At 38.1% G+C, this 23,885-nt stretch carries 20 protein-coding genes, 1 tRNA gene and 1 other annotated feature; of the genes, 10 read left to right on the top strand and 11 right to left on the bottom strand.

The window, feature by feature from the left end; genetic code table 11:
* Positions 1 to 1,020: an extracellular solute-binding protein gene (locus ACTQX6_RS01145; RefSeq protein WP_294687082.1), complete on the bottom strand. Its 1,020-nt coding sequence runs from the start codon at positions 1,018 to 1,020 to the stop codon at positions 1 to 3.
* A gap of 540 nt (positions 1,021 to 1,560) precedes the next feature.
* On the opposite strand from ACTQX6_RS01145, the gene ACTQX6_RS01150 reads away from it, so the two are divergent.
* Positions 1,561 to 2,994, top strand: a complete 1,434-nt coding sequence (locus ACTQX6_RS01150; RefSeq protein WP_294687934.1) for an ATP-binding protein — start codon at positions 1,561 to 1,563, stop codon at positions 2,992 to 2,994.
* Positions 2,995 to 3,147: 153 nt separating this feature from the next.
* Here the strand turns inward: ACTQX6_RS01150 and ACTQX6_RS01155 are convergent.
* A tRNA-Arg gene (locus ACTQX6_RS01155) sits at positions 3,148 to 3,224 on the bottom strand.
* Between the two features lie 90 nt (positions 3,225 to 3,314).
* Here ACTQX6_RS01155 and uraA point away from each other — a divergent pair.
* The 3 genes from uraA to ACTQX6_RS01170 are packed head-to-tail and all read left to right on the top strand — an operon-like array spanning position 3,315 to position 7,243.
* Positions 3,315 to 4,568 (top strand): uracil permease, encoded by a 1,254-nt coding sequence (gene uraA, locus ACTQX6_RS01160; protein WP_168965349.1) that lies wholly within the window; start codon positions 3,315 to 3,317, stop codon positions 4,566 to 4,568.
* A gap of 37 nt (positions 4,569 to 4,605) precedes the next feature.
* The gene (locus ACTQX6_RS01165) at positions 4,606 to 5,874 is read left to right on the top strand and encodes an iron-containing alcohol dehydrogenase (protein ID WP_320863134.1); all 1,269 of its coding nucleotides are present in this window, start codon (positions 4,606 to 4,608) and stop codon (positions 5,872 to 5,874) included.
* Positions 5,864 to 7,243, top strand: coding sequence for an aldehyde dehydrogenase (locus tag ACTQX6_RS01170; protein ID WP_294687941.1), 1,380 nt, complete (start codon positions 5,864 to 5,866; stop codon positions 7,241 to 7,243). Before ACTQX6_RS01165 ends, ACTQX6_RS01170 begins: the two co-directional genes overlap by 11 nt.
* 69 nt (positions 7,244 to 7,312) lie before the next feature.
* Here the strand turns inward: ACTQX6_RS01170 and aroF are convergent, their stop codons facing one another.
* The 3 genes from aroF to ACTQX6_RS01185 all read right to left on the bottom strand — a co-directional run bounded on the left by aroF (position 7,313) and on the right by ACTQX6_RS01185 (position 11,639).
* Entirely contained in the window at positions 7,313 to 8,317 is a 1,005-nt protein-coding gene (gene aroF, locus ACTQX6_RS01175; RefSeq protein WP_294687945.1) for a 3-deoxy-7-phosphoheptulonate synthase, read from the bottom strand.
* 33 nt (positions 8,318 to 8,350) lie between these two features.
* Positions 8,351 to 8,583 (bottom strand) — a binding site (T-box leader).
* Positions 8,584 to 8,611: 28 nt separating this feature from the next.
* The gene (locus tag ACTQX6_RS01180; RefSeq protein ID WP_320863133.1) at positions 8,612 to 11,113 is read right to left on the bottom strand and encodes a glutamate-cysteine ligase family protein; all 2,502 of its coding nucleotides are present in this window, start codon (positions 11,111 to 11,113) and stop codon (positions 8,612 to 8,614) included.
* Complete coding sequence (locus tag ACTQX6_RS01185; RefSeq protein WP_117445917.1) at positions 11,097 to 11,639, bottom strand: DJ-1/PfpI family protein; 543 nt, start codon at positions 11,637 to 11,639, stop codon at positions 11,097 to 11,099. Before ACTQX6_RS01185 ends, ACTQX6_RS01180 begins: the two co-directional genes overlap by 17 nt.
* Before the next feature lie 52 nt (positions 11,640 to 11,691).
* Between ACTQX6_RS01185 and ACTQX6_RS01190 the strand changes: the two genes are divergently transcribed.
* The 3 genes from ACTQX6_RS01190 (at position 11,692) to ACTQX6_RS01200 (ending at position 13,530) form a co-directional block, all read left to right on the top strand.
* Positions 11,692 to 12,513: an SIS domain-containing protein gene (locus ACTQX6_RS01190; protein WP_259295323.1), complete on the top strand. Its 822-nt coding sequence runs from the start codon at positions 11,692 to 11,694 to the stop codon at positions 12,511 to 12,513.
* Positions 12,485 to 13,051 carry an HdeD family acid-resistance protein gene (locus tag ACTQX6_RS01195; protein ID WP_168965337.1) on the top strand — a complete coding sequence of 189 codons (567 nt, stop codon included), beginning with the start codon at positions 12,485 to 12,487 and terminating at the stop codon, positions 13,049 to 13,051. Before ACTQX6_RS01190 ends, ACTQX6_RS01195 begins: the two co-directional genes overlap by 29 nt.
* Before the next feature lie 62 nt (positions 13,052 to 13,113).
* Positions 13,114 to 13,530 carry an RrF2 family transcriptional regulator gene (locus ACTQX6_RS01200; protein ID WP_022789536.1) on the top strand — a complete coding sequence of 139 codons (417 nt, stop codon included), beginning with the start codon at positions 13,114 to 13,116 and terminating at the stop codon, positions 13,528 to 13,530.
* A gap of 418 nt (positions 13,531 to 13,948) precedes the next feature.
* Here the strand turns inward: ACTQX6_RS01200 and ACTQX6_RS01205 are convergent, their stop codons facing one another.
* Both ACTQX6_RS01205 and namA read right to left on the bottom strand, forming a co-directional pair.
* Positions 13,949 to 14,614: a hypothetical protein gene (locus ACTQX6_RS01205; RefSeq protein ID WP_441657221.1), complete on the bottom strand. Its 666-nt coding sequence runs from the start codon at positions 14,612 to 14,614 to the stop codon at positions 13,949 to 13,951.
* A gap of 616 nt (positions 14,615 to 15,230) precedes the next feature.
* Positions 15,231 to 16,268 (bottom strand): NADPH dehydrogenase NamA, encoded by a 1,038-nt coding sequence (namA, locus tag ACTQX6_RS01210; RefSeq protein ID WP_294687961.1) that lies wholly within the window; start codon positions 16,266 to 16,268, stop codon positions 15,231 to 15,233.
* A 95-nt stretch (positions 16,269 to 16,363) separates the two neighbouring features.
* Here namA and ACTQX6_RS01215 point away from each other — a divergent pair, with 95 nt between their 5' ends.
* From ACTQX6_RS01215 to nudC, 3 genes are read left to right on the top strand one after another with little or no spacing between them, the layout of a single operon-like run.
* Positions 16,364 to 16,900 (top strand): GNAT family N-acetyltransferase, encoded by a 537-nt coding sequence (locus ACTQX6_RS01215; RefSeq protein WP_294687963.1) that lies wholly within the window; start codon positions 16,364 to 16,366, stop codon positions 16,898 to 16,900.
* A 39-nt stretch (positions 16,901 to 16,939) separates the two neighbouring features.
* On the top strand, positions 16,940 to 18,601 hold the full coding sequence (locus ACTQX6_RS01220) for a glutamine--tRNA ligase/YqeY domain fusion protein (RefSeq protein WP_294687965.1): 1,662 nt from the start codon (positions 16,940 to 16,942) through the stop codon (positions 18,599 to 18,601).
* Positions 18,602 to 18,639: 38 nt separating this feature from the next.
* Positions 18,640 to 19,461 carry an NAD(+) diphosphatase gene (gene nudC / locus ACTQX6_RS01225; RefSeq protein ID WP_294687967.1) on the top strand — a complete coding sequence of 274 codons (822 nt, stop codon included), beginning with the start codon at positions 18,640 to 18,642 and terminating at the stop codon, positions 19,459 to 19,461.
* 69 nt (positions 19,462 to 19,530) lie between these two features.
* Here nudC and ACTQX6_RS01230 read toward each other — a convergent pair whose 3' ends face one another.
* The 4 genes from ACTQX6_RS01230 to ACTQX6_RS01245 are packed head-to-tail and all read right to left on the bottom strand — an operon-like array spanning position 19,531 to position 23,883.
* The gene (locus ACTQX6_RS01230) at positions 19,531 to 20,742 is read right to left on the bottom strand and encodes a phosphopentomutase (RefSeq protein ID WP_195222442.1); all 1,212 of its coding nucleotides are present in this window, start codon (positions 20,740 to 20,742) and stop codon (positions 19,531 to 19,533) included.
* Complete coding sequence (locus ACTQX6_RS01235; RefSeq protein ID WP_117445926.1) at positions 20,735 to 21,895, bottom strand: YhfX family PLP-dependent enzyme; 1,161 nt, start codon at positions 21,893 to 21,895, stop codon at positions 20,735 to 20,737. The genes ACTQX6_RS01230 and ACTQX6_RS01235 overlap by 8 nt, the downstream gene beginning before the upstream one ends.
* The gene (locus tag ACTQX6_RS01240; protein WP_294687969.1) at positions 21,886 to 22,992 is read right to left on the bottom strand and encodes an aminotransferase class V-fold PLP-dependent enzyme; all 1,107 of its coding nucleotides are present in this window, start codon (positions 22,990 to 22,992) and stop codon (positions 21,886 to 21,888) included. The genes ACTQX6_RS01235 and ACTQX6_RS01240 overlap by 10 nt, the downstream gene beginning before the upstream one ends.
* Before the next feature lie 12 nt (positions 22,993 to 23,004).
* A complete protein-coding gene (locus tag ACTQX6_RS01245) occupies positions 23,005 to 23,883 on the bottom strand; it encodes a phosphotriesterase family protein (protein ID WP_294687972.1) in 879 nt (292 codons plus the stop codon).
* Positions 23,884 to 23,885: the final 2 nt, after the last annotated feature.

The raw sequence follows: 23,885 nt of genomic DNA on the forward strand, positions 1-23,885 counted from the left end.
TTACTTCTCAGAAGAAATGCTTGTATAGATTTCTTTATAGTGATCTACAATGTCATCTTTATGCGCAATGACATACTCACTATCTTCTTTCAATGTTTTAATTTCAGAAATTGGTTTCATGATATCTCCAATCTGAACATCTTTTAATACCGGTCGGTTGGTTGTGGTCAATCCCAAATTATCCTGACAATCCTGTGATTGCAGATAATCGATGAATTTCTTTGCGTTATCCATATGTTTGGCATTTTTAATGATACCGGCATTAGCTGGAAGATATACCGTTCCTTCACTTGGATAAACCACATTAACAGGTGCTCCATCCTTTTCTAACGTTACGCATAGGTCTTCATAAGATAAACCAACGACCATTTCTCCATCTGCTACTGATTTATAAACAGAACTGGAACTTGATAATACTTTACCGTCAATATTCTTAAACAAATCTTCTACAAACTTCCAAGCTTCATCACTTTCATAACCACCTTTTGCCAACAAGATATTTGTCAACTGTGCAAAAGCACTGGATGAATTGGATGGATCTGCCGTTGCGATCTTTCCTTTTAGTTCCGGATTTAATAAATCTTCATAAGATTCTACTTTAATATCCCCAATTAAATTCGTATTGACAATTAAACAACTGCCATCCAGTGTGTAGCTTGAAGCAATACCGGATTTGTTTTGATATTCTTCAATGACCAGATCATCATTTTCACCAACATATTCCTCAAATAAATCTTTGTTGGTCAAATAATGTGAATTTTGTCCACCAAACATTACATCCGCAACCGGATCATCTTTTTCCGCTTCCAACTTCTTGATCGATTCACCCGTACCAACTTGTTGAAGTTCAACCTTGATACCCGTTTCTTCCTCAAATGCCGGAATGACTGCTTCGATCAATCCTTCGGAATTCGGCGAATAGATAACCAATGTATTATCCTTTTCTTCCTGTCCGGAACAACCAACCAATGCACAAGCCATACAAGCTGCTAAAATTGATGATGTCACAAATTTTTTCATGATTTTATTTGTACAGTATTTCTAACTGTACATCTCCCTTCTTTGTTTTTTAAGTGAATGTTTACATACATTTCATTTATCCTTTCCATGTAAAGAATAGGAATAATTGCATGCATGTATGATATTTGAACCGGTTTCCATATAGAATTTAAATTTTCATCCTTTTTGACAAAACGTTTTGTTTCTATACTTAGTATAGGCTAGATTCATCATTGGTTTAAACCCAATATTCGATAATAACTTCTAAAAATCCGCAATGATTCTATACATAAATTCAAGATATTCGTAAATTATAGAAAACAAGACATTTTATAATTGATCTTGCATGATAGAGGATATCGAATAAAATAGCTTATTCTATAAAAAACTTAAATAAACAGAGGATGTATAATCACTCTTACTCCTATGAACAGTTTATTACGCGAGGGGTAGAACGGGGTTCGCGAGGGGTAGAACGGGGTTCGCGAGGGGTAGAACGGGGTAGTATTTCTAATATGCATAATGATAAAATATTCATAGAAAGCTAAAGAGGTGTCTATTTTGCTACCAAAAATCTTAACATTAGAGTATTTATCAAATGAAAAAGAAGGACAGTATCTTGATAGAAAAAGTGCAAGAATAAAACCAAGTGATATCGCGAGGCATATAGTAGCTTTTGCAAATGCAAATGGTGGTGTTCTTGCTATTGGCATTGAAGATAATGGAGAAATAACCGGATTCAACAATAAAGACTCAAAGTCAATAAATGACTTTTTAAATGTTCCATTTTCTTCATGTAAAGGAAGATTAAAAGTTGAACATGAAATTCGAAAAGTAACTATTGATTCAAAACAAGACTCAATATTATTACTTTTTATTGAACCAAGTGAAGATGCTGTAATAAAAACAAGTGATGATAAAGTGTACCTTCGTGTTGGTGACAAATCTAAACTTTTAAATCATGAGCAAGTAACGCAACTTGAATATGATAAAGGTGAGAGAATATTTGAGGACATTATTGTTGAAGATTCTTCAATAGATGATGTAGATTTACAATTACTTCAACAGTACAAAGAAAAGTTAGGTACATCATTATCTTATGAAGAAATCTTGGATGCACGAGGTTTGTTAAAAAAAGGCCATCTAACAAATGCAGGTATTCTTCTTTTTGCAAAGCATCCTACCAAATTTTTGCCAAATGCTCGATTACGATTGTTAAAATTTGATGGAACGCGCTTCGAAACAGGGCAACGATTAAATATCATTAAAGAAATAAATTATGAAGATGCAATTCCTAAGATAATTCAGCAAGTTAAAAATGCAATAACCTTACAATTACGAGAATTTCAATATCTCGATGAAAACGGAGTTTTTAAAGTAATCCCAGAATATCCTGAATTTGCTTGGTTTGAAGGTATAGTTAACAGTTTGACACATCGTAATTATTCTATTATGGGTGATCATATTCGAGTATCTTTATACGATAATCGATTAGAAATATTAAGCCCCGGTAAACTTCCCAATATTGTCACTTTAGATAACATGCTAAATACTAGATATTCTAGGAATCCTAGAATAGCACGTGTATTAGGTGAATTTGGTTGGGTGAAAGAGCTTAATGAAGGAGTAAAAAGAATTTATGATGAAATGCAAATGTACTTTCTTAAATCCCCAACCTATTCAGAGCCTAACGGGAACTCTGTACTATTGGTTTTGGAAAATAGCATTACCTCTAGACAGTTAAGAACAGACGATAAAATCTCCTCAATGTTTGATCAAGAAATATTAGGACAATTAAACGAATTTGAAACGACAATCATTCAGTTTTTAACCAACAACAAATCCATCACAATAAAAACTGCTAAAAATATTCTTCATAAGGGAGACACTTTCTCTAGAAAACAGTTAAAACATTTAGAAGAATTAGACATTATCGAATGGCATGGAAGTAATAAAAGTGATCCAACTCAGTACTATACATTGAAATCAAAATAGAGTTGTTCTACACATGTTTCATCTTAAATTGTTTCAAATAAAGTAGATTAAGGATTTCATCCATGTGGTTGAGATCCTGTTTACTATGTTTTACATTTTTCTTTTTAAGGACAAAAAAAACATCCACTACCCAGTGAATGTCTTTTTCTTTTATGGCGCGCCTGACAGGGCTCGAACCTACAACCGCTTGAATCGGAATCAAGTACTCTATCCAATTGAGCTACAGGCGCATTTGCCTATTCATTATACAACAAAATCAGTAGAATTCCACTTCTGTTTTATGGTATATTGGGAAAAGAAAATTTTTAAGAGGAGGATATATGGCCAAAAGAATTATACAAGTTGATGAAAAAGTTCCCGGCAAGTTATTGCTGCCACTGAGTATTCAACATATGTTTGCGATGTTTGGTGCCAGTGTGCTGGTTCCGTTTATGTTTGGAATCAACCCAGCAGTTGTTCTATTCATGAATGGTATCGGTACTTTACTATTCATCTTTATCACGAAAGGAAAAGCGCCAGCTTACTTGGGAAGCAGCTTTGCCTTTATCGCACCGGGAAATGCCATCATTGCCAGTATGGGATATGAGTATGCCCTTGGAGGATTTGTTGCGGTTGGTTTTTGTGGTTGTTTGCTTGCCGGTATCATTTATAAATTTGGTACAAAATGGATCGATGTCGTGCTGCCAAGTGCTGCCATGGGACCTGTTGTCGCATTGATCGGTCTGGAACTTTCTTCCAGTGCTGCCAGTACCGCCGGATTATTGGATGAAGTCATTCAATTCAACAATGTTCTGGTTTTTGGTGTTACTTTAGGCGTTGCCGTAATCGGAAGCGTCTGCTTTAAGAAGTTTCTAAGTGTCATTCCTATTTTGATTGCCGTTGTTGCCGGCTATATCACAGCTGTTTGCGTGGGAATGATCGACTTTACACCTGTTGTTGAGGCAAGCTTCTTTGCCCTGCCTAACTTTTCTTTCCCAAAATTTGATATCAATGCGATCTTAATGATGCTTCCGGTGTTGTTGGTCATCGCCAGTGAACATATCGGGCATCAGATCGTTACCGGGAAGATCATCGGACGCAATCTGATCAAAGATCCAGGTTTGCATCGTTCATTGTTTGCCGACAATTTTTCCAGTATGCTTTCTGGTTTAATTGGTTCCGTTCCTACCACAACGTATGGAGAAAACATTGGCGTTATGGCTATTACCGGTGTTTACAGCGTTCAAGTCATTGCCGGTGCTGCCATTCTTTCCATCATATGTTCCTTTATCGGACCATTGGCCGCATTGATTCAGACGATTCCCAACCCTGTTATCGGCGGTATCAGTTTCTTATTGTATGGAATGATCGGTACCAGTGGCCTTCGCATCCTTGTTGACAATAAAGTCGATTATGGAAAGAGCGTAAACATGGTATTGACCAGCGTTGTCTTCGTTGTAGGTTTAAGCGGTGTAACCATCACCATTGGAAGTATCTCCTTATCCGGAATGGTACTTGCCTGCATTACCGGAATGTTGATGTCATTACTGTTCTACGCATTTGAAAAACTTCATCTTCTCAACGAAGAATCTTAAAAGGTGTCCTGCGACATCTTTTTTATTGACACGATGTATGGCTCGTGATAAAACGTGGTTTGGAAACTTTGAATATCAAAGAAGGGAAGTTCTTATGAATCCGATCCAGAAATTCTACTGTCGTATATATCAAAACGTACTGCATTTAGCTTTACCGTTTTTACCGTATCGAAAACCGGAAATACTTTCCAGTATCTTTGCCTTGCCGGATTTATTTCATGAAAAAAAGATTTCGACCGTCTTATTGATCACCGATAAAAGCATCCGCTCCTTTGGATTAAGCTTTCCTTTAGAACAGGAGCTTAAAAATCAAGATATTGAATGTATCATTTATGATGACACCGTACCTAATCCAACCAGCGACAATGTAGAAGAAGCACGTAAGCTTTATATCGATCATCACTGTGAAGCCTTGATTGGTTTTGGCAGTGGTTCCTCCATTGACTGTGCCAAAGCGGTAGGCGCCAGAATTGCCCGACCTAAAAAGAGTTTGGCCAAAATGGAAGGCATCTTAAAGGTACTAAAAAGGATTCCTTTACTGGTAGCTATTCCGACAACCGCTGGTACTGGTAGTGAAACCACATTGGCGGCTGTGATCGTAGATTCTAAAACGCGTCATAAATATCCGATCAATGACTTTCCTTTGATTCCTCGTTATGCCGTATTAGACCCGTATTTGACAAAAACACTGCCGCCTTCTTTGACCGCAACAACCGGAATGGATGCCTTAACCCATGCCATAGAGGCTTATATTGGAAATTCGACCACAAAGGAAACAAGGGCGGATGCCAAACGAGCTATCGAGCTTATTTTTATGAATCTTGCCAAAGCGGTACACGACGGAAATGATCTGGATGCCCGAAAAAATATGTTGGAAGCCGCCTTTTTAGCCGGTAATGCGTTTTCACAATCTTATGTTGGTTATGTACATGCGATTGCACATTCCCTGGGCGGACAATACAATGTGCCCCACGGGTATGCCAATGCCGTCATACTGCCAATGATCCTGGAAGCTTATGGCGAACATGCGACCAAAAAGCTGGCTGAGCTGGCCATCGTCTCCGGTACCAGTAGAGACCCCGATCCAGCAGTAAGAGCCAAAGCCTTTATTCAAGCCATCAAAGAAATGAAATCCGTATTCTCGATTCCGGATACTTTCAAAGAGATTCGTGAAGAGGACATTCCTATGCTTGCCAAACAGGCAGCCCATGAGGCAAACCCACTCTATCCGGTCCCTAAGGAAATGAATGCCAAAGAGCTGGAACAGTATTGTAGAAAATTGATGGAGGACGGACATGGAAACTAAAGAAATTCAAGCCATACTACAAAAACAACGCGCTTACTTTCAAAGCGGTGTCACATTACCGGTAGAAAAGCGTATTGAAAGTCTGCAGCGATTAAAAAATACCATTTTGGCCAATCAGGATAAAATTGAAGAAGCTCTGCGCAAAGATTTAGGAAAAAGCAATACGGAAAGCTATATGTGTGAAGTGGGTCTTGCGTTAAGCGAATTGACCTATATGATACGACACACCCGAAAATTTGCTCGTGAAAAAAGAGTTCGTACCCCACTATCACAATATGTATCCCGCAGCTTTATCAAGCCTTCTCCTTATGGAGTCGTACTGATTATGTCGCCATGGAATTATCCGTTTATGTTGACAATCGATCCATTAGCGGATGCGATTGCCGCCGGTAATACTGTCATTTTAAAACCTAGTGCATATTCTCCACACACCAGTGCCATCATCGAAAAGATCATTCGCTTTGCCTTTGATCCGGAATGTGTCACCTGCATCACCGGTGGAAGAAAAGAAAACCAGGCTTTACTGGAGCAGAAGTTCGATTACATTTTCTTTACAGGTTCTAAAAATGTCGGTCGTACCGTCATGGAAAAAGCAAGCCGCTATTTAACGCCGGTCACCTTAGAATTAGGTGGAAAAAGTCCCTGTATCGTTGATGACAGTGCAAAAATTGATTTGGCCGCCAAGCGCATCATCTTTGGAAAATATCTAAACTGCGGACAAACCTGTGTGGCACCGGACTATATTCTATGTGATGAAAAAGTAAAAGATCGTCTGATTCAAGCATTGATCCGTGAGATTCAAAGGCAATATGGTTTAAAACCACTGGAAAATGCCCATTATGGAAAAATCATCAATGAGAAACATTTTCATCGTCTTTGTTCTTTGATGGATGAAGAAAAGTGCGTATATGGTGGGCAAACCAATCATCAAACGCTACAGATCGAACCCACTGTTTTTGATTCGATCACCTGGAAAGATGCCATCATGCAGGAAGAAATCTTTGGTCCATTGTTGCCGATACTGACGTATCATGACATAAACGAAGCAATCCGCACGATCGAATCGCATCCGCATCCTTTAGCCCTGTACATTTTCTCGCAAAATAAGACAAATATTGAAAAAATCAAACAACACTGTCAGTTTGGCGGAGGCTGCATCAATGATACGATCATACATTTAGCTACGACACAGATGGGATTTGGCGGTGTCGGTGACAGCGGCATGGGAAGTTATCATGGTAAAGTCGGATTTGATACTTTCTCGCATAAAAAAAGCATAGTTGATAAAAAGACATGGATCGATCTTCCTATGCGCTATCAACCATACAAAAGCATCTATGATAAAATGATACATTTCTTCTTAAAGTAGGCAAATTGAAGCGAACCTCCTTTTGTTTGGTGTCCAGACTTTGGGGTTCGCTTCAAATGCCTGCTTTTTTTATCGTACTGCCTCCAGCTTGCGAATATCTTTTAATAAGTTATCATAGCGGTCTGGTTTTAAAGACTGTGGCCCATCACAAAGGGCATTTTCCGGATCGTTATGCACCTCTATCATTAAACCATCACATCCGGCTACAACTGCCGCTTTGGCCATTGGTTCTACTAACCACCATTTACCACCAGCATGGCTGGGATCAATAATAACCGGCAAATGGGTCAATCGTTTTAAGATCGGGATCGCCTGAAGATCCAGGGTATTTCGTGTGTATGTTTCAAAGGTACGAATGCCTCTTTCACACAATATGACATTTGGGTTTCCGTTGGCCATGATATATTCGGCAGACATCAGCCATTCTTCATACGTATTGGATAAACCGCGTTTTAAAAGAACCGGTTTTTTAATACGTTGTCCCACTTCTTTTAACAGATCAAAATTCTGCATGTTTCTTGCCCCGATTTGTACCAGATCAACTTTATCATTAAACTCATCAATATGTTTTTCGGACATCAATTCCGTAACGATCGGCAATCCGGTTTCTTCTTTTGCCTCTACCAATAAGTCTAAAGCGGTAGATCCCATTCCCTGAAAAGAATATGGTGATGTTCTTGGCTTAAAAGCGCCGCCTCTTAACAGATTGGCACCACTGGCTTTAACTCGTCTGGCCACTTCTAATACTTGTTCTTTCGATTCTACCGAGCAAGGTCCGGCAATCAAAGTCAAGGCCTTGCCGCCTACCGGAATACCGGCTACATCGATCACAGAGTCTTCCGGATGAAAGGCGCGATTGGCCAGCTTATAAGGCTCACTGACCTTCATGATTCGCTCAACGCTTTCTTCGACTTCAATGCGTTTTGGATCGACACGTGTCGTATCGCCTACTAAACCCACGATCAAAGTCTCTTCTCCCTGAGAAATATGAGTTTTTAATCCCAGCTTTTCAACTTTGTCTAATACGCGTTTTACTTCATTTTCCTTCGCATTTTGTTTAAATACAATGATCATCGTGTTTCCTCCTATATAAAAAGTCCCTTCCACCATAAGGGCGAAAGGGACGATCGCGTTACCACCTTAGTTCAAAGAAACCTCACAGTTTCTTCCTTATCGAGTACCAACATACTCTAACACTATAACGGGTGTACCCGGAACCACCTACTTATTTCGGCATCCTACTCCAAGACGTATTCCATAAAGATTCCGTTCTTCTTTTCACCAGCCAGAAGTTCTCTAAGCCTTCCTCTTTATGTACTCTTTCTTTTCTTTGTATTTCCTATATTTTAAAAAAGGTGTCGCACTTTGTCAACGAAGAAACAACGTCGGAATCGTTTTTTCATTATATTGGGTCGATATGATTCCGCCATCGCTGCAGCGTGAATACACACCGGCAAAGTGTCCGTTATATACATACAGACCGCTCATATTGGAATAGTCCTTAAGTTCATCAAAATTGACCAGATCAATATTCTTTGTCTTATATGGTGTAATATACTTTTGTACGATATAATTCGCATCTAAATGTTGGGATACAACCTGATTCCACTGATTCTGATGAAGATCAATGCCGGCCCATACGCCTTTGGATGCATAGGAATCTTTCGGCTTGATGATCCAATGATCTTTATCCTGAATCTTCTCGACGACATCCTGTGTCAAATCGTACGTGATCGGACAATGTTTTTCAATAAAAAAAACTTCATCCGGTGTAAAATACTTCTGCATAACAGGATTCATCAATACTTGGGTAATTTGTTTATGATGTACCAGCTGTGTCTGAAAGGCTCCGATACAACAAACATCATGATGCAGATATGCCTGAATAAAAGGCTGAACCTGCTCATAGTGATCCATCACATCCCGCGTAACCGCTCTTCGATAGATGACATCGATGACTTTACCGGTCTTTTGGGAATACAGCTTTCCATCTTTATAGTCTAAATCACGAATATCAACCACTTCGCAGTCGTACCCTTTTTGTTTAAATACATCCTCAAAAACATAGAGCTCTGTATAATACGCATTCTCCAAAAAATCACAAATTCCAATTCTTGCCTTTTCACAAACCTTAGGGTCTTCTTTCATTGTCTGGATAAACGCATTCGCCCAGCTTTGTACCAGTTCCGGAATCTCATAATCCTCCGGATCACGTTGGAAGATATTATTGAAAGCTAAGAAATCATTTAACCGTTTGTTTTCGTTCATAGCCGATGTACCATCGGTATTAAACTCACAGAAATGGAAATCTTTGGTTTGTTCGTTATAGAAGATATCCACTCGACAGATTGGAATCGGACTTGTATATGCCGGCTCACATAAGATTAATTCTTCCAATTCACGAGAAAAACCAAACAGTTTGCGAATTTGCACATCGGTTTTATATGCCTGAATCACTTTGGTAAAAATCGAATATGTCGTATCTACGATTTTTTCAAAACGATGTTTATCTTCCTGGGTAAAGATCTTTGGGATATGCAGCGTACGTGTGTACATATTTCCACCCAGATTCAACTCGCTTTTTTGAATGGCTTCGGTTATGCGCAATGCGCTCTCCTTAGATTCCAGCGGATGCATCAAAATAGCTTTCTGGTACGTTTCTTCGATCGAAAGATTGGGTATCAAACTTTTTGTATTGACCAATTCCTCCAATGGAAGAAGATAAGATTTTTCTTTTTCCGTCAAACCTTTTTTGGCATCAAAAATCATTTCTTTCAACAAATTCTGAACCGGCTTTCCATACACGATCGTATCATAACGATCCTTACGCAATGCTTCTTTTGCCTGTAAAATCGTTTCGATAGAATGTGTCAAAGAAGAATAAGTTTCTATATTTTCCTGTTGGTAGAAAAGACCTTTAACTAATGCACAATAAGCCTGTGTATAAATAGGCGGCATACTGTCGGCACTGCGAATTTCTATAAACTGTTTTAAACGCACATCCAAAAACAACATGGAAAGATAATGTGCGATTTCTGTCTTACCATATCCATATATCCCTGCTACCTGGGCACAAGTTTGATCCTTTACATCAATAAAATTTCCATGATCATTCATAACGATCAAAGGCACTTGTTCTAAAAATCGAGCATAGGCATCAAAGCCAAAGTTTTCTTCAAATAACGATGGAAGGATACCGCAGCGTGCAGGATCGGTATGTGACCAGATTGAATCTCGCAACAAAACATCCTCATTTTTCTTTCCGGCATACATTGGCGTATGACTAGATAGAAATGCCAACAATGGATGTAAGATATTGGCCATGCGATACTTTTGAATGAAATCTTTTTCATCTGTATAATCCACACTGACATGGACGGCAGCCGTAGCCTTCATCATCTCCAGTCCTCTGGTTGACACATTTTTAAAGTATTGAGCCATCAGACGATAGCGTTCTTTATCAATCAGGACAACGTCTTCCTGTCCAATCGTAGGAAGGCCGCCGCTATAGATCAGATCGTAGCCTCTTGGATGAATATACGCCAGGATCGAAGAAACAGTCCTCAGATAAATTTCCATCATCTCTTGAAGATTGTTCATACATCGTAATGATATTTCAAGCTGGCATCCCGGCTCCAGTGTGATCAGCACATCCTCAGATTCTAATGCGATCAGTAAATCTTGTTCATAATAAGCATGCGGAAAATCTTTGCGCAAAAATTCTAACAATTGTCCAATACCATTTTCTCCATCATAAGGCATAGGACGGCCATCGTTGCGCGAAATCAAAAAATGTTCCACTTCCAAGCCAATCGAACCGGTCAGGTTCGGCTTACAACCTTGTTTAAAGTATTCAGTGAACGGCATCATAATAAATTGACTGCTTTACTTCCTTTGTTTTTTCCTGTCCCAGCAGCTTTTCAATAATCGCAAACGCAAATTCAATGCTGGCGGCTGCCGAGATTCCGGTAATCAAATTGCCATCTGTTACCGTATAAGCATATTGATACGTTCCACCAAAATCTTCATTCATGCTCTGAAAACAAGTATAATTCTTTCCTTTTAAAAGTCCCAGTTTCCCTAAAATCGTCGGTGCAGCACAGATAGCTGCCAAAACCTTGTCTGCCGCAAAAGCTTTTAACTGTTCACACACCTTCTCATTTTTTTCTATCTTTTGCCAATGTGGACCACCTGGTAACACCAGACAATCGGCCTGATCAAAATCATAAGAATCAAACGGGATTGCCGGAGAATACGTAACTCCAAAGCGACCTGTTACTTCATGACCTTCTATACAAACCAGATCGACATCGATTCCGGCTCTGCGCAATAACGCAATAGGACCCATGGCTTCTAATTCTTCAAAACCATTATCCATGACAACACATACTTTCATCGTAATCACCTCAGGTAAAGTATATAACGAAGACTTCCTATAGACAATTTGTTTGAACAGATTTCCATATCCGCAAGAAAATGATACAATAAAGAAAACCGAGGTACTCTGTATGGATTTTGCCAAACGATATTATGACTTTTTAGAACAAACGCTGCGAAATGTGTATCAATCCAATAAAGATCACATTCAAGAAGCAGCCGATCTTCTCTATCAGACACAATGTAACAACCATACGATTTATACTTTTGGCACCGGTCATTCCCATATGATCGGACAAGACCTTTATGCGCGCGCCGGTGGTTATGCCAAGATCTATCCGATTGATGAAATCGAACTGAGTCTTGCGACACATCCGACAAAAAGCACGCAAATCGAGCGTATGGCTGAATATGCCAATGTGTTGGAGCACTTATATGATGTACGATGTGACGATGTCGTAATCGTAACCAGTAACTCCGGAAGAAACGCCTTAGTAATCGAATATGTTTTACGACTGCGTAAAAAAGGCGTAAAGATCATTGCGATTACCTCGCTGAAACATTCTCAAAACACAGAAAGCCGACATAAAAGTAAAAAACGCTTGTTTGAGCTGGCCGATATCGTTTTAGATAATCAAGCTCCGTTAGGAGATGCCGGCGTAGCCATTGACGAAAACATAACTATGGGACCGGTCAGTACGATCACAGGTTGTTTTTTAAGCCAGTGCATGATAGGAAGCATGGTAGAAAAACTAAAGGAAAATGGTATGGATGCACCTGTATTTCGCTCCAGTAACACAGATGGTGCAGATGCATATAATCAGGCTTTATTTGATACCTACATTTTAAAGAAAGGAAATGAATATGAATCGCTTAATGAATCCCAATTCTAAAGAAGTCAGAATCATGGCCCTGGTCTATATTATTGCCGGAATTCTGCTCTTTATCTTAAATAATGACTTTTTAATGATTGCGGTACGCATATTTGGTGTAATCTTGATCGCAATTGGCGGCACTTTATTATATACTTATTTCGGAAAACGTCTATCTGTTGACGCCAGCCCTTTGTTTGCCGGACTGCCCAGTGTCCTGATTGGGATCTTGATGATCGCATCTCCGGAATCCATCATTGCGATTCTACCAATTCTGGCTGGAATTCTATTGATCATCAACTCCATCATCCAACTCCAAAAAGCCTTTCTTTTACGAGACTATGGATTTGACAACTGGAAGATTACGGCAGGTATTGCGGTATTTGCTTTAATCGTAGGCGTTATCTTATGGCTTCGTCCATTACAGTCGGTTGCGTTCATTTTACAGATCATCGGCTGTGCATTGATTTTTGAAGGTGGCATGTTATTTGGCTTTGATCACACGGTAAGAAAGTACAAAAAACGATTTGAAAAGGAACAGAACGATTTTTTTAACTAAAAATCTGTTCTTTTTCTCCATAGATGTTCAAAATTTAGGGAGAGGGGTGTAAAATATAGATTATGAAGATCTCAACTAAAGGAAGATACGCATTGCGTATGTTAATCGATTTAAACCGTTATCAGGGTGATGGATATGTATCCTTAAAAGACGTTGCCCAAAGAGAGAACATCTCAAAGAAATATTTGGAACAGATCGTACCAGTTTTGAATCGTTCTGGTATTCTGTGTGCAAACCGTGGTTATCAAGGCGGATATCGTTTAGCCAGTCCGGCAGATCAGATCAGTGTATATGATGTTTTAAAAGCAACAGAGGGAAGTTTAGCCTGTGTTGCTTGTCTGGAAGAACATGCCATGCCTTGTGAGCGAAGAGAGTTTTGTCCAACTTTACCAGTCTGGAAAAAGTTTGATGAACTTGTTAAAGACTATTTTTCCAAGATTACATTACAAGATATGATTCAACAACAAGGAGAAGAGTAATCTTCTTCTTGTTTTTTGTGCAAAAAGAAATCGCCCTGCAGACGTGCCACAAGGTGATTCTTATCAAGATAAATGGGAATCCCAACTACATAGCCGCGAGGAAACCAGCGGACAGTTCGTTCTATTCCTAACCTTTTTTCGCGGTTTTCAACATAGGTATGTCTGCACAACATTCATCCAAAATCGTTGATCAAATACGCTTTCAAACAAAACAATTCACAAAGAATACAACATCTAAAATATAGATCGAATAATATAAGGAACAAAATCAATAAAAGGATTTTAACCTTTACCCTTACAGTCATCAGCTGTACGCTCTATCGATTGAGCTATATCGATTCATTGTGTTCATCATCTAAATGTAAGTTCCCTATACGGGAGAACGAAGTTTATGATTTTCATGCAGCAGGAAGCTTTATCAGTTGATCTCTACAAAAGTTGTCGCATTCGATACTTTGATCTTTGTATCCAGTTCATTCAAGATCGTTTCTCTTCTCTCATTCAGTTCGTTAATCTTTTTGCGCACATTTAACGGATCAATCAATTCCGTTGTATTCTCCTGTACATAGACATCAACAACCTTTAAAGGCGTTTCATCTTTTGTCTTTGTATCTTTTCCCAAGATGCTCAAGCGCATAGTTTCTGCCGTATTCTGTAAGCCCTTGTTTTTCTGTTCCATAACTCGTATTTTCTCATTGAGTTCCTCCTGCAGTTTCATCATGAGGTTTCCTTCAAAATTAGAATCCGAATCGTAAGCATTACTACAGTTTAAACGACTGCGCAGGGCTAATGCATTCGCAATTGACATCGTTCCATAACTTGTTTCAATCATCGTTTCCGCATTAGAACGCAATATTGCCTGATCGACTTTATCATACCAGTGAATCAAATCAATGATTTGTTGATAAGAAGAACGTGCCTCCTTTTCAAATTCTTTCTGTGTTACTCTTCTTTCCATAACTTTTTCTTCATTATGTTTCTTTGTTTCTGTAAAACTAGCTTTACGAATCTTATCACAAATCTTCTTTACCAAAAGATCTCGTTGATCTAAGGCCTGTGTCACTAACATTTTCTCTTCCATCATCATGACCTCCATTTGCCATGATTATAAATGATTATTTTAACTTTGTCATTGAACGCAAAATTCAATGAAGGTTCTTTACCTAAAGCAGATTTGACCTAATTTGTTGCAAGTTTCTCACATTTTTTATACTTTGTCCTTAAACAAAGCAAATCTAGTTCAATCTAGCCATTTCACTAATACATATTTTACTTGTATGTTTTAAATCGTATGTTATAATGAACATGTAAAAGGACAGATCAACACGAGTCCTGGATTTATTAAGTGTCTATAAAAAACTACCTAATTACACCCAGACAGGTAGTTTTTTATATGTCATTTACTACGATTGGTTTCAATCAGAAGTATCACGACTATATGAAACATCATTAACATTACATACAATGTTTCAAATGATGTCATAGCGCTCACCTCCTTATAGGCCATCTATGTGAACGAGGTTTAACGCTTCCCCGGTCTAAGCTACCAGTACTACCTGTGTTGATCTGTCCAGATTTATTTTATTAAATATCCTATATGCAAACTATGAATTTAAAATTCAAAAATTTTTCAAGCCTACAAAAAGACCTTGTTCATCCTAAAAAGATCAACAAGGTCTTGTGTTTTTCAAAGTAAATAATTAATCCAACTGCCCTCTTTGATATGAGTTGTTATAGATCGCAAAGTTTTTATCATGTAGCATCTTTGCCGCATCTACGACCCAAGCACTATTACGAATCAGAGCGCGCCCGACTTCAATCAAATCTGCCTGATCACTTTGTAGAAGATATTCTGCCAAAACCGGCTCATGAATCAGTCCTACTGCTGTTACCGGAATGGAAACTGCTTCTTTCATTTTTTGTGTATAAGCCACTTGATAGCCCGCAAAAATAGGAATATTTGGTGTCGTATCTAACAAACCACCGGTAGATACATCAATACAGTCGATACCATCTTCTTCCAGCCATTTTCCAATCTGTTGATACTCTTCAATCGTATTTTGCTGGCCGGTTTGATCATAGGCAGTCAAAGACAAACGCATCCATACCGGGCCACCAAAAGCTTCTTTTACATCCGGAAGCATTTCCTTTACAAATCGATAACGATTTTCTAGAGACCCTCCATATTCATCTTCTCTTCGATTGGTCAACGGTTCTAAAAATTCATTGATCAAATAACCATGTGCACCATGTAGCTCAATCATATCGAATCCTGCTTGTTTAGCGCGAGCAGCTGCTTGAACAAAAGCCTGCTGACAAGTTTTAATATCTGTCTGCATCATAGCTTCCGGCATGCCGTACTCTTCATTATACGCAATAGCACTTGGTGCCAGCTTTACTTTGGCATCCTGAGCCTTGCGGCCACCATGTCCCAGCTGAATACCAATTTGTGAGCCTAAGGCATGCACCGCATCCACCAAACGTTTTAAACCTGGTATATGATCATCGCTCCAAATACCTAAATCTTGATCGGTCAAACGTCCATCCGGCTGTACAGCTGTAGCTTCTACTATGATCAAACCCACTTGTCCAATTGCTCTGGCTCCATAGTGTGCCAAATGAAAATCCGTGACCTTTCCATCTTTATTCTTTACTTCATACATACACATAGGTGGCATGACAACTCTATTCTTTAATGATAATCCGGCAATCTGTACCGGTGTTAATAATTTTGACATATCAAAACCTCCTTTGACTTGATTATAGGTTTTCGCAGTTTGACATGCAATTCATGTGCTTTGAACTCCCCTATTAAACATGGTAGAATAAGCCCATGAAGTTATATTTTATAGAAACAAAAAACACGGATCCGCGCCTTCGTTCGCTCTATCAAAAGGCTTTCCCCGAAAAGGAAAGAATTCCCTTTTATGAACTGGATATTTTGCCCGGAAGTCATTTCTATGGCGTGTATAAAGATGCCCATGCGAATGAATTTGTCGGGCTTTTAGATATACTGGATTATAAACAAATTTGCCAGGTTCGCTATCTGGCTACCGAAGAAAGTTGCCGTGGACAAGGAATCGGTTCTAAAATCTTGGACTGGATCAAAGAAAATCGAAAAAATTCTGTCATTGTGATTGATGTCGAATCAGACAGTGTCCCCTGCGATAATTTAGATCAAAGAATTTCACGAAAACAGTTTTATTATCGCAATGGATTTAGTGCCAGTGAAGATCATTATCATTGGCATGGCGACACCTTTGATCTATTAACGGCCAACGGCACATTGAAAAATGGGGAGTATGTACAGCTTTGGAAAGAACTTTTTGTGCTATTAAAAGAAAGACAATCTGCCCAAAACTGCCTTTGATATGATATACTTGGAAAGAATGTGAAAGGATGTTCAACAATGGAAACAAATGAAGGTAAGAATTTTATTGAACGTATCATAGATGAAGACTTAAAAAATGGGACTTACAGTGGTGTTGTCACTCGTTTCCCACCAGAACCAAACGGCTATCTGCATGTAGGCCATGCCAAGAGTATTTTATTAAACTATGGATTGGCTAAAGAATATGGTGGAAAATTTAACTTACGTTTTGATGATACTAACCCCACAAAAGAAAAAGTCGAATTTGTGGATTCGATCATTAAGGATGTGGAATGGCTAGGCTGTCATTACGATGGTGATGTCAAGTTTGCCAGCAACTATTATCCACAAATGTATGAAGCGGCCATTAAACTAATCAAAAAAGGAAAAGCTTATGTTTGTGATCTCAGCGCAGAAGAAATTCGTGCTTATCGCGGTACATTAACAGAACCTGGTAAAGATTCTCCCTATCGCAACCGCAGTATCGAAGAAAACTTACGTCTGTTTGAAGGGATGAAAAACGGTGAATTTGAAGATGGATCCAAAGTGCTTCGAGCCAAAATCGATATGGCCAGCCCAAATATCAACATGCGTGATCCGGTTATTTATCGTATTTCACGTCAAACGCATCATAACACCGGTGATGAATGGATCATCTATCCGATGTATGACTTTGCCCATCCAATCGAAGATGCGATCGAGGGTGTTACTCATTCCATTTGTACTTTAGAGTTTGAAGATCACCGTCCTTTGTATGACTGGGTTGTTCGTGAGCTGGAATATCCACAGCCACCAAAGCAGATCGAGTTTGCGAAAATGTATTTAACCAATGTCATCACAGGAAAACGTTATATCAAACGTTTGGTCGATGAAGGTATTGTCGATGGCTGGGACGATCCTCGTTTAGTCACAATCGCAGCCTTGCGCCGCCGCGGCTTTACTCCGGAATCCATTCAAACATTTATGAATCTGGTCGGTGTAACCAAAGCAAATTCATCCGTTGACTATCAGTATCTAGAGCATTGCCTGCGTGAAGATTTAAAGCCAAAGGCACCACGAATCATGGCTGTTTTAGATCCCATCAAACTAGTGATTGACAATTATCCGGAAGGTGAATACGAGCTGGTAGAAGGAAGCATCAATATGGATAACCCGGAAGCCGGCAAGAAACAACTTCCTTTTGAAAGAGAGCTCTGGATCGAACGCGAAGACTTTATGGAAGAACCGCCAAAGAAATATTTCCGTCTGTTTGTCGGTAATGAAGTACGTTTGATGAATGCTTACTTCGTCAAATGCACAGGCTTTGAAAAAGATGAAAACGGAAACGTAACCGTAGTTCATGCGACTTATGATCCGGAAACAAAGGTGGGTTCCGGCTTTACCGGACGTAAAGTCAAAGGTACAATTCACTGGGTTCCTGTTCATCACTGCATCGAAGCAACCGCCAGACTCTATGAAAATCTGGTAGATGAAGAAAAGGGCGTTTACAACGAAGACGGTTCTTTAAATCTGAATCCGAATTCTTTACAGGTTGTAGAGCATTGTTACATCGAACCATTTGCCAAAGATGCCAAGAAACAGGATAAGTTCCAGTTTGTACGGAATGGTTATTTCTGTGTTGATGAAAAAGATACAACAGATGATCGTTTAGTATTCAACCGTATCGTATCTTTAAAAAGTTCATTTAAACTACCAAAATAGGCTTGGATTTCCAAGCCTTTTTCAAAAGGAGATTTCACATGATACAAGATATTGCACCCCATACATTTGATAATTCATTTAAGCAAATCAAGCCCTCTTCCAAAGACTTTGTTCTTTCGTTTCAAGGCAAAACGGCACTGACAAAAAGTAAAGAAGATTGCATACAGTGCCCTACTTTTCAAGATCTGTCAATAGATACAAAGAATGCGATTTATTTATTTTCCATTGATGATCATCCTTATTTTTTAGTGAGTGATGTCCCCGAACAGAATGGTTTTACCTATCAGCCATTAAGACCTGTGACGAAATCACAGCCAGACTATTTTGGTTTTGCCTATGCGACCGGATTTCATCTGTATGACTGGTATAGAAACCGTATCTATTGTGGTCGTTGTCAAACAAAGCTGCAACCCGGAACTACGGAAAGATCACTCGTCTGTCCAAACTGCGGTGTTATTGAATATCCACGAATCTTTCCAGCCGTGATCATTGCCGTAACACATAAAGATCAAATTTTATTAGCGCAGTATCCGCATATGAAAAAACAAGTCTTATTAGCCGGATTTGTGGAAATTGGTGAAACTTTAGAAGAAACAGTAGCCAGAGAAGTATATGAAGAAGTGGGCCTAAAAGTGAAAAATATTCGTTATTATAAATCTCAACCTTGGGGTATCGTCAGTGATGTTCTAGCTGGCTTTTATTGCGAACTAGACAGTAAAAAAGAGATCCGCTTAGACACTAATGAACTTAAATGTGCCTATTGGATCTCTAGAGATGAACTTCGTTATGGAAAAGAAAACTTAGATGGAAGCCTAACTTCTGAAATGATCTATCAGTTCAAAATGGACACTTATCGTTAGAACATCCCTCAAAAAAGCTTATTTTCATATCGTATGAAAGTCTCTCTATTTTTTTTAAACTGAAAATATTTACTTTATCTCTTCTAAAAAGGATGTACCATTTTGTGGCGTATTTACACCAAAATAATCACAGACCGTTGCACCTACATCCGATAACGTTTTTCTTAAGCCAAGATTGATACAGTGAGCATCTCCAGCCTGTACAAGCAACGGTACATTTTCTCGTGTATGTTTATTATGACCAATATTAGGATCATTTCCATGATCAGCCATAACCACAAGAATATCTTCTTTTCCTAACAAACTACAGATTTTTCCAATCTTTCCATCAGCAATTTCCAATATTTCTTTATATCTTTTAGAATCTTGACTATGTCCAGCCAGATCAGTTTCTTGAACATTTGTACAAATAAAACCTTCATTCATAGATTTGATTTCTTGAATTGTTAAATCCAATACTTCTGCTGTATCTACCCAGGAAACAGATTTGCCTCCCTCATTATGTACAATGTCCGCAACTTTACCAAAAAGAGAAACTTTATAACCTGCATTAGTTAAAATTGTTGGTGCCTGCACTGATGCATCAACACCATATCCTAAATGTAAGCATTGATATCCCTGATCATAAGATTTCGTTCGAGCAGCTAATAATCCGATATATTTGTTTTCTCTAACTTCTTCAGCATTTAATATATCTTCAACAGTATTTCCCGTACCGCCAAATACAATAACGCGATTCGTAGTAACAATTTCTCTAACCAAGCGTCCAATTTTAAGCTCATCTTCAAAAGACATAAAATCTAATGGAGCTGTACAATTTACGGCCATTCCTAAATCTGAATCAATATTATCTGCCACAGTACAATAGTTATCAACCAATAAATATTTTAGCTTTTCGTTTCCTTTATACTCTACTTTATGTCCATGTTCTATTAAATGCTTAGCTACTTCTTCTGCATGATTACTAAAACACTGTGGAATTGGTTTCTTCGGTAAACTGCCCATAATTTCCTGATGTCCCATGAATGTATCAGCACCAAAATGCATTAATTCACTTTTCCCAAATACAGCATCTTTTGAAAATTTCATACACTTTGATTCTTTACCAAAAGCATTCATTAATCCTAATCTTTCCAAATTCGGTAATTTTAAATCTGGAAAATCATGCAGTATGCTTCCTAATGTTGAACTTACTTCATCCCCTGGACGGGTTTCCTTGGCATCTTTCATAGCTTGCATACCAAAACCATCTAATACAATTACAACAAACCGTCTATTCATGTATTTCATCTCCTAAGCTATTGTATATACCAACTATCTCTGCATTGCCTTTATGTATTCCCTTCACCAAAACAACATCACTACGAGTGACAAAAATTTGGAAACGAAAAGACATAATTACTGTATCTGAAACATTGGCCTCTCTATCCAAGCCAAAATAATAATCAATACTTTCATCGGTTGGAGGAATAACCTGATATCGTTGTGAATTTTCTAAGTTTTTCCCCACAATCGCATTGGCAACGTGTGAACGACGATAATGTCCTCCACCATAGCAATATGCTTTCCCTTTAAAATTATGAGATATCTCACTCACATAGCATACAGCAGGTTTTTCAACACATTCTCCATTTGCATGCATTGGTGTTGTCCCTGTTAGACCATGACCAGGCTCAGCACTATTCACTCTGTAGGATTTCATTTGTTCCAAACTATATGAGCATGTAGCACTAGGTGCATTAACATTCTCTACTTGAATTCCCTTACTTTCTAGAATTGAACAAGCCTTCATAAGTGTACTCAAGTTGGGAGTAGGAATGATTTTTTCTTCTTTTTCATCAAACAAAAAGCTTGGAAATGAAGTGACTCCTGAAACTTTGATATTATCTAATTTTTTTAATTCTTTAATCACTTCTTCTAAAGATTCTACATAGAAGCCTGCAGTTTGCCCACTGTAGATCATGTCTTGAGGGCCTACTACTTTCAAAAGTACTTTTTGAATAATTCCTGCATTCTCAGCGGCTTCATTAATCTCCTTAGCTTTTTCTATAGAAAAAACTGTAAAATATTCACAACCATAATTGACTAGTTCTTGTACCATGCATCGGGGCATTTGTACCAAATGTCCAACATTACAAATAGGAATATTGTGCTGCATCAGAACAGCAGCTTCTTTAAAATCTACAACTACGGCTCCTTTATATCCTATACGCACCAATTCTTTCGCAATGTAAGGATTTCTCCCTAATTGTTTCAACATGAAATATAAATCAATATTATTGTTTCTTGAAACATCCAACATTTGCTTCGCATTTTCCAATAATTGATCAAGATCAACTACATAAGTATCCGGGCGAATTTTATATTTTTGATGAAGTTGAAAACATGTCTGTACTAATTGTTTGTTTCTGTGAATCGTTTGTTCTAAGAACATTTCGTCACCTTCTTCACACTCTCATTTAAAATACGAAGTATTGTTTCAGAACCAGCTCGATTTGGATTAATTCGAATCATACGATCTTCCAAAGTTGGATCACTCGCTCTGAAAGTTCCTGAAACTCGATAAAACAAAGGACACATTTCATATTTAGATTCAGCACCGACCGGATTTCTCAACGCTCCTAATTTAGCGGCTTCTTCCAACACTTGTTTTGCGATAGGCTCATTAAATTCTACTAACAAAACCTTGGATTGCGCATTTGCTAAAAAAGCAGACTTTACATAATCAAATTCAGACTTGTTGTTTAGACGAGATACAAGTTCATCATTGGTTCGTGCTTGTATAGCTAGGGATACTGGTGCATAGACTAGACCGTGCAAAACATCCATGGCTTCCCAACCCTGTGTTTGAGAGCCTCCAGAATAATGTTCTTTTACCAACAAATCAATATACTCTTTTTTTCCAACTATACATCCAATACCTTCTGGTCCTTGTAGTTTAAATGTTGAAAAACAAGATAAATCCGCTCCACACTGTGTTCCTATTTTTTCCACTTTCATCACAGCATAGTTGTCATCCGTGACAACAGGAATGTCTTTACATGCTTTTATTGTTTTAATAACTGCTTCTATATCGTAGCAATCTTCAATGCTTTGGCGCGTATATTGAACCAATGCTCCTTTTATTTCTGAGTGATTATTCATCACACGTTCGATTTCCTCTAAATTGTTAAAATCAGCCTCAATAGTATGCAATCCTAACATTTTAATTGTTGTTACAGTTGTTGAATACACAGGTGCTTTATGAATCAAAATTGTATCATTAGGTTTCACTACCGCATATAGTGCATAGCGAATTGCACCTGTTCCTGAGCCTCTCACTAAAATACTTGCCTCTGCATCAAAAAACTCAGCAATTACTTTCTCTGCTTTATATGTTGTCTTAGGTTTATTTAATCCCGGAACAACACCTAAATCACCTCGAGTTAACGTTTCTTGTCCACTAAAATGATGAGTGATACAATCAACCATCTTAAATTGAAACTCTATGGCTTTTTCAAGATTAATACTTTCTAATGGATATGTTTTCATACTTACCTCCCATTAGCTTTCTAAAATCCGCTTAGGATTTTCAATCAGCATTTTATCTATATTCTCCTGCGACATTCCTTTTTCTTTTAATCTAGGAAGAAAATTTTCAAATAAATATGCATATCCTATCCCACCTTTATAAAGAAGGTGGGATTTTCTTGTTAAATCTTCCGAAAGAACAACTTGTCCTAAATATCCTTCTTTTTCAATCTTTAAAAGATGTTCTATACGAATATCGTCTGGTAAATAATTGTTTTTCCCGATTGTATCAAATCCAACATTTACACCGGTTTTTAATACTGATAGGATATACTCAATATCAGAATTTAAATCAACATGACCAATAATTATTTTCGAAACATCAGCATTCTTCTCAACAAAATACTTTGCTTGTTCTAATGCTAAAGTTGACAAAGTGGTATGGGTATAAATCGGTTTATTCGTCACTTTATGTGCCAAAATAGCTGCATCGAACAGTTTTCTTTCATTTACAGTCCATTCATTTTTGCTCGTACCAATTTCACCAATGGCTTCTGCTTTCCCATGACCTTCTGAAAAGCCCTCTTGTATTTCCTTTATCATGAACTCTGCCAGTTGTTCTGTAGTCATCAAAACTTCATTTTCTAAAATGAATGGATCTTTATAACAACCTGTAGATTTAATGATATTTATGCCTGAAGCCTGTGCCACTTCATCTATATAAGCCACATCTCGTCCCATGCCAACATTTGTAACTTCGAGAATATTTCGAACACCTAATTCGTATAATCGTTTAAATTCTTTAATTGTTTCTTCTTTGCAATCTAAGCATGTATCCAAATCATCTTTTATTCTGGATAAATCAATGTGCACATGCTCATGCATTAATGTGTAACCATCAACCAGTTTCATAA

The sequence above is a fragment of the Faecalicoccus sp. LCP19S3_E2 genome, from assembly GCF_052121255.1.
Lineage (GTDB): Bacteria > Bacillota_I > Bacilli_A > Erysipelotrichales > Erysipelotrichaceae > Faecalicoccus.

What these genes read in the sequence shown, in the direction of transcription:
- ACTQX6_RS01145 (WP_294687082.1), bottom strand. Translation starts at nt 1,020, where the DNA reads ATGAAAAAATTTGTGACATCATCAATTTTAGCAGCTTGTATGGCTTGT.
- uraA (WP_168965349.1), top strand. Translation starts at nt 3,315, where the DNA reads ATGGCCAAAAGAATTATACAAGTTGATGAAAAAGTTCCCGGCAAGTTA.
- ACTQX6_RS01165 (WP_320863134.1), top strand. Translation starts at nt 4,606, where the DNA reads ATGGCTCGTGATAAAACGTGGTTTGGAAACTTTGAATATCAAAGAAGG.
- ACTQX6_RS01170 (WP_294687941.1), top strand. Translation starts at nt 5,864, where the DNA reads ATGGAAACTAAAGAAATTCAAGCCATACTACAAAAACAACGCGCTTAC.
- aroF (WP_294687945.1), bottom strand. Translation starts at nt 8,317, where the DNA reads ATGATCATTGTATTTAAACAAAATGCGAAGGAAAATGAAGTAAAACGC.
- ACTQX6_RS01180 (WP_320863133.1), bottom strand. Translation starts at nt 11,113, where the DNA reads ATGATGCCGTTCACTGAATACTTTAAACAAGGTTGTAAGCCGAACCTG.
- ACTQX6_RS01185 (WP_117445917.1), bottom strand. Translation starts at nt 11,639, where the DNA reads ATGAAAGTATGTGTTGTCATGGATAATGGTTTTGAAGAATTAGAAGCC.
- ACTQX6_RS01195 (WP_168965337.1), top strand. Translation starts at nt 12,485, where the DNA reads ATGAATCGCTTAATGAATCCCAATTCTAAAGAAGTCAGAATCATGGCC.
- ACTQX6_RS01200 (WP_022789536.1), top strand. Translation starts at nt 13,114, where the DNA reads ATGAAGATCTCAACTAAAGGAAGATACGCATTGCGTATGTTAATCGAT.
- ACTQX6_RS01205 (WP_441657221.1), bottom strand. Translation starts at nt 14,614, where the DNA reads ATGATGGAAGAGAAAATGTTAGTGACACAGGCCTTAGATCAACGAGAT.
- namA (WP_294687961.1), bottom strand. Translation starts at nt 16,268, where the DNA reads ATGTCAAAATTATTAACACCGGTACAGATTGCCGGATTATCATTAAAG.
- ACTQX6_RS01215 (WP_294687963.1), top strand. Translation starts at nt 16,364, where the DNA reads ATGAAGTTATATTTTATAGAAACAAAAAACACGGATCCGCGCCTTCGT.
- ACTQX6_RS01220 (WP_294687965.1), top strand. Translation starts at nt 16,940, where the DNA reads ATGGAAACAAATGAAGGTAAGAATTTTATTGAACGTATCATAGATGAA.
- nudC (WP_294687967.1), top strand. Translation starts at nt 18,640, where the DNA reads ATGATACAAGATATTGCACCCCATACATTTGATAATTCATTTAAGCAA.
- ACTQX6_RS01230 (WP_195222442.1), bottom strand. Translation starts at nt 20,742, where the DNA reads ATGAATAGACGGTTTGTTGTAATTGTATTAGATGGTTTTGGTATGCAA.
- ACTQX6_RS01235 (WP_117445926.1), bottom strand. Translation starts at nt 21,895, where the DNA reads ATGTTCTTAGAACAAACGATTCACAGAAACAAACAATTAGTACAGACA.
- ACTQX6_RS01240 (WP_294687969.1), bottom strand. Translation starts at nt 22,992, where the DNA reads ATGAAAACATATCCATTAGAAAGTATTAATCTTGAAAAAGCCATAGAG.
- ACTQX6_RS01245 (WP_294687972.1), bottom strand. Translation starts at nt 23,883, where the DNA reads ATGAAACTGGTTGATGGTTACACATTAATGCATGAGCATGTGCACATT.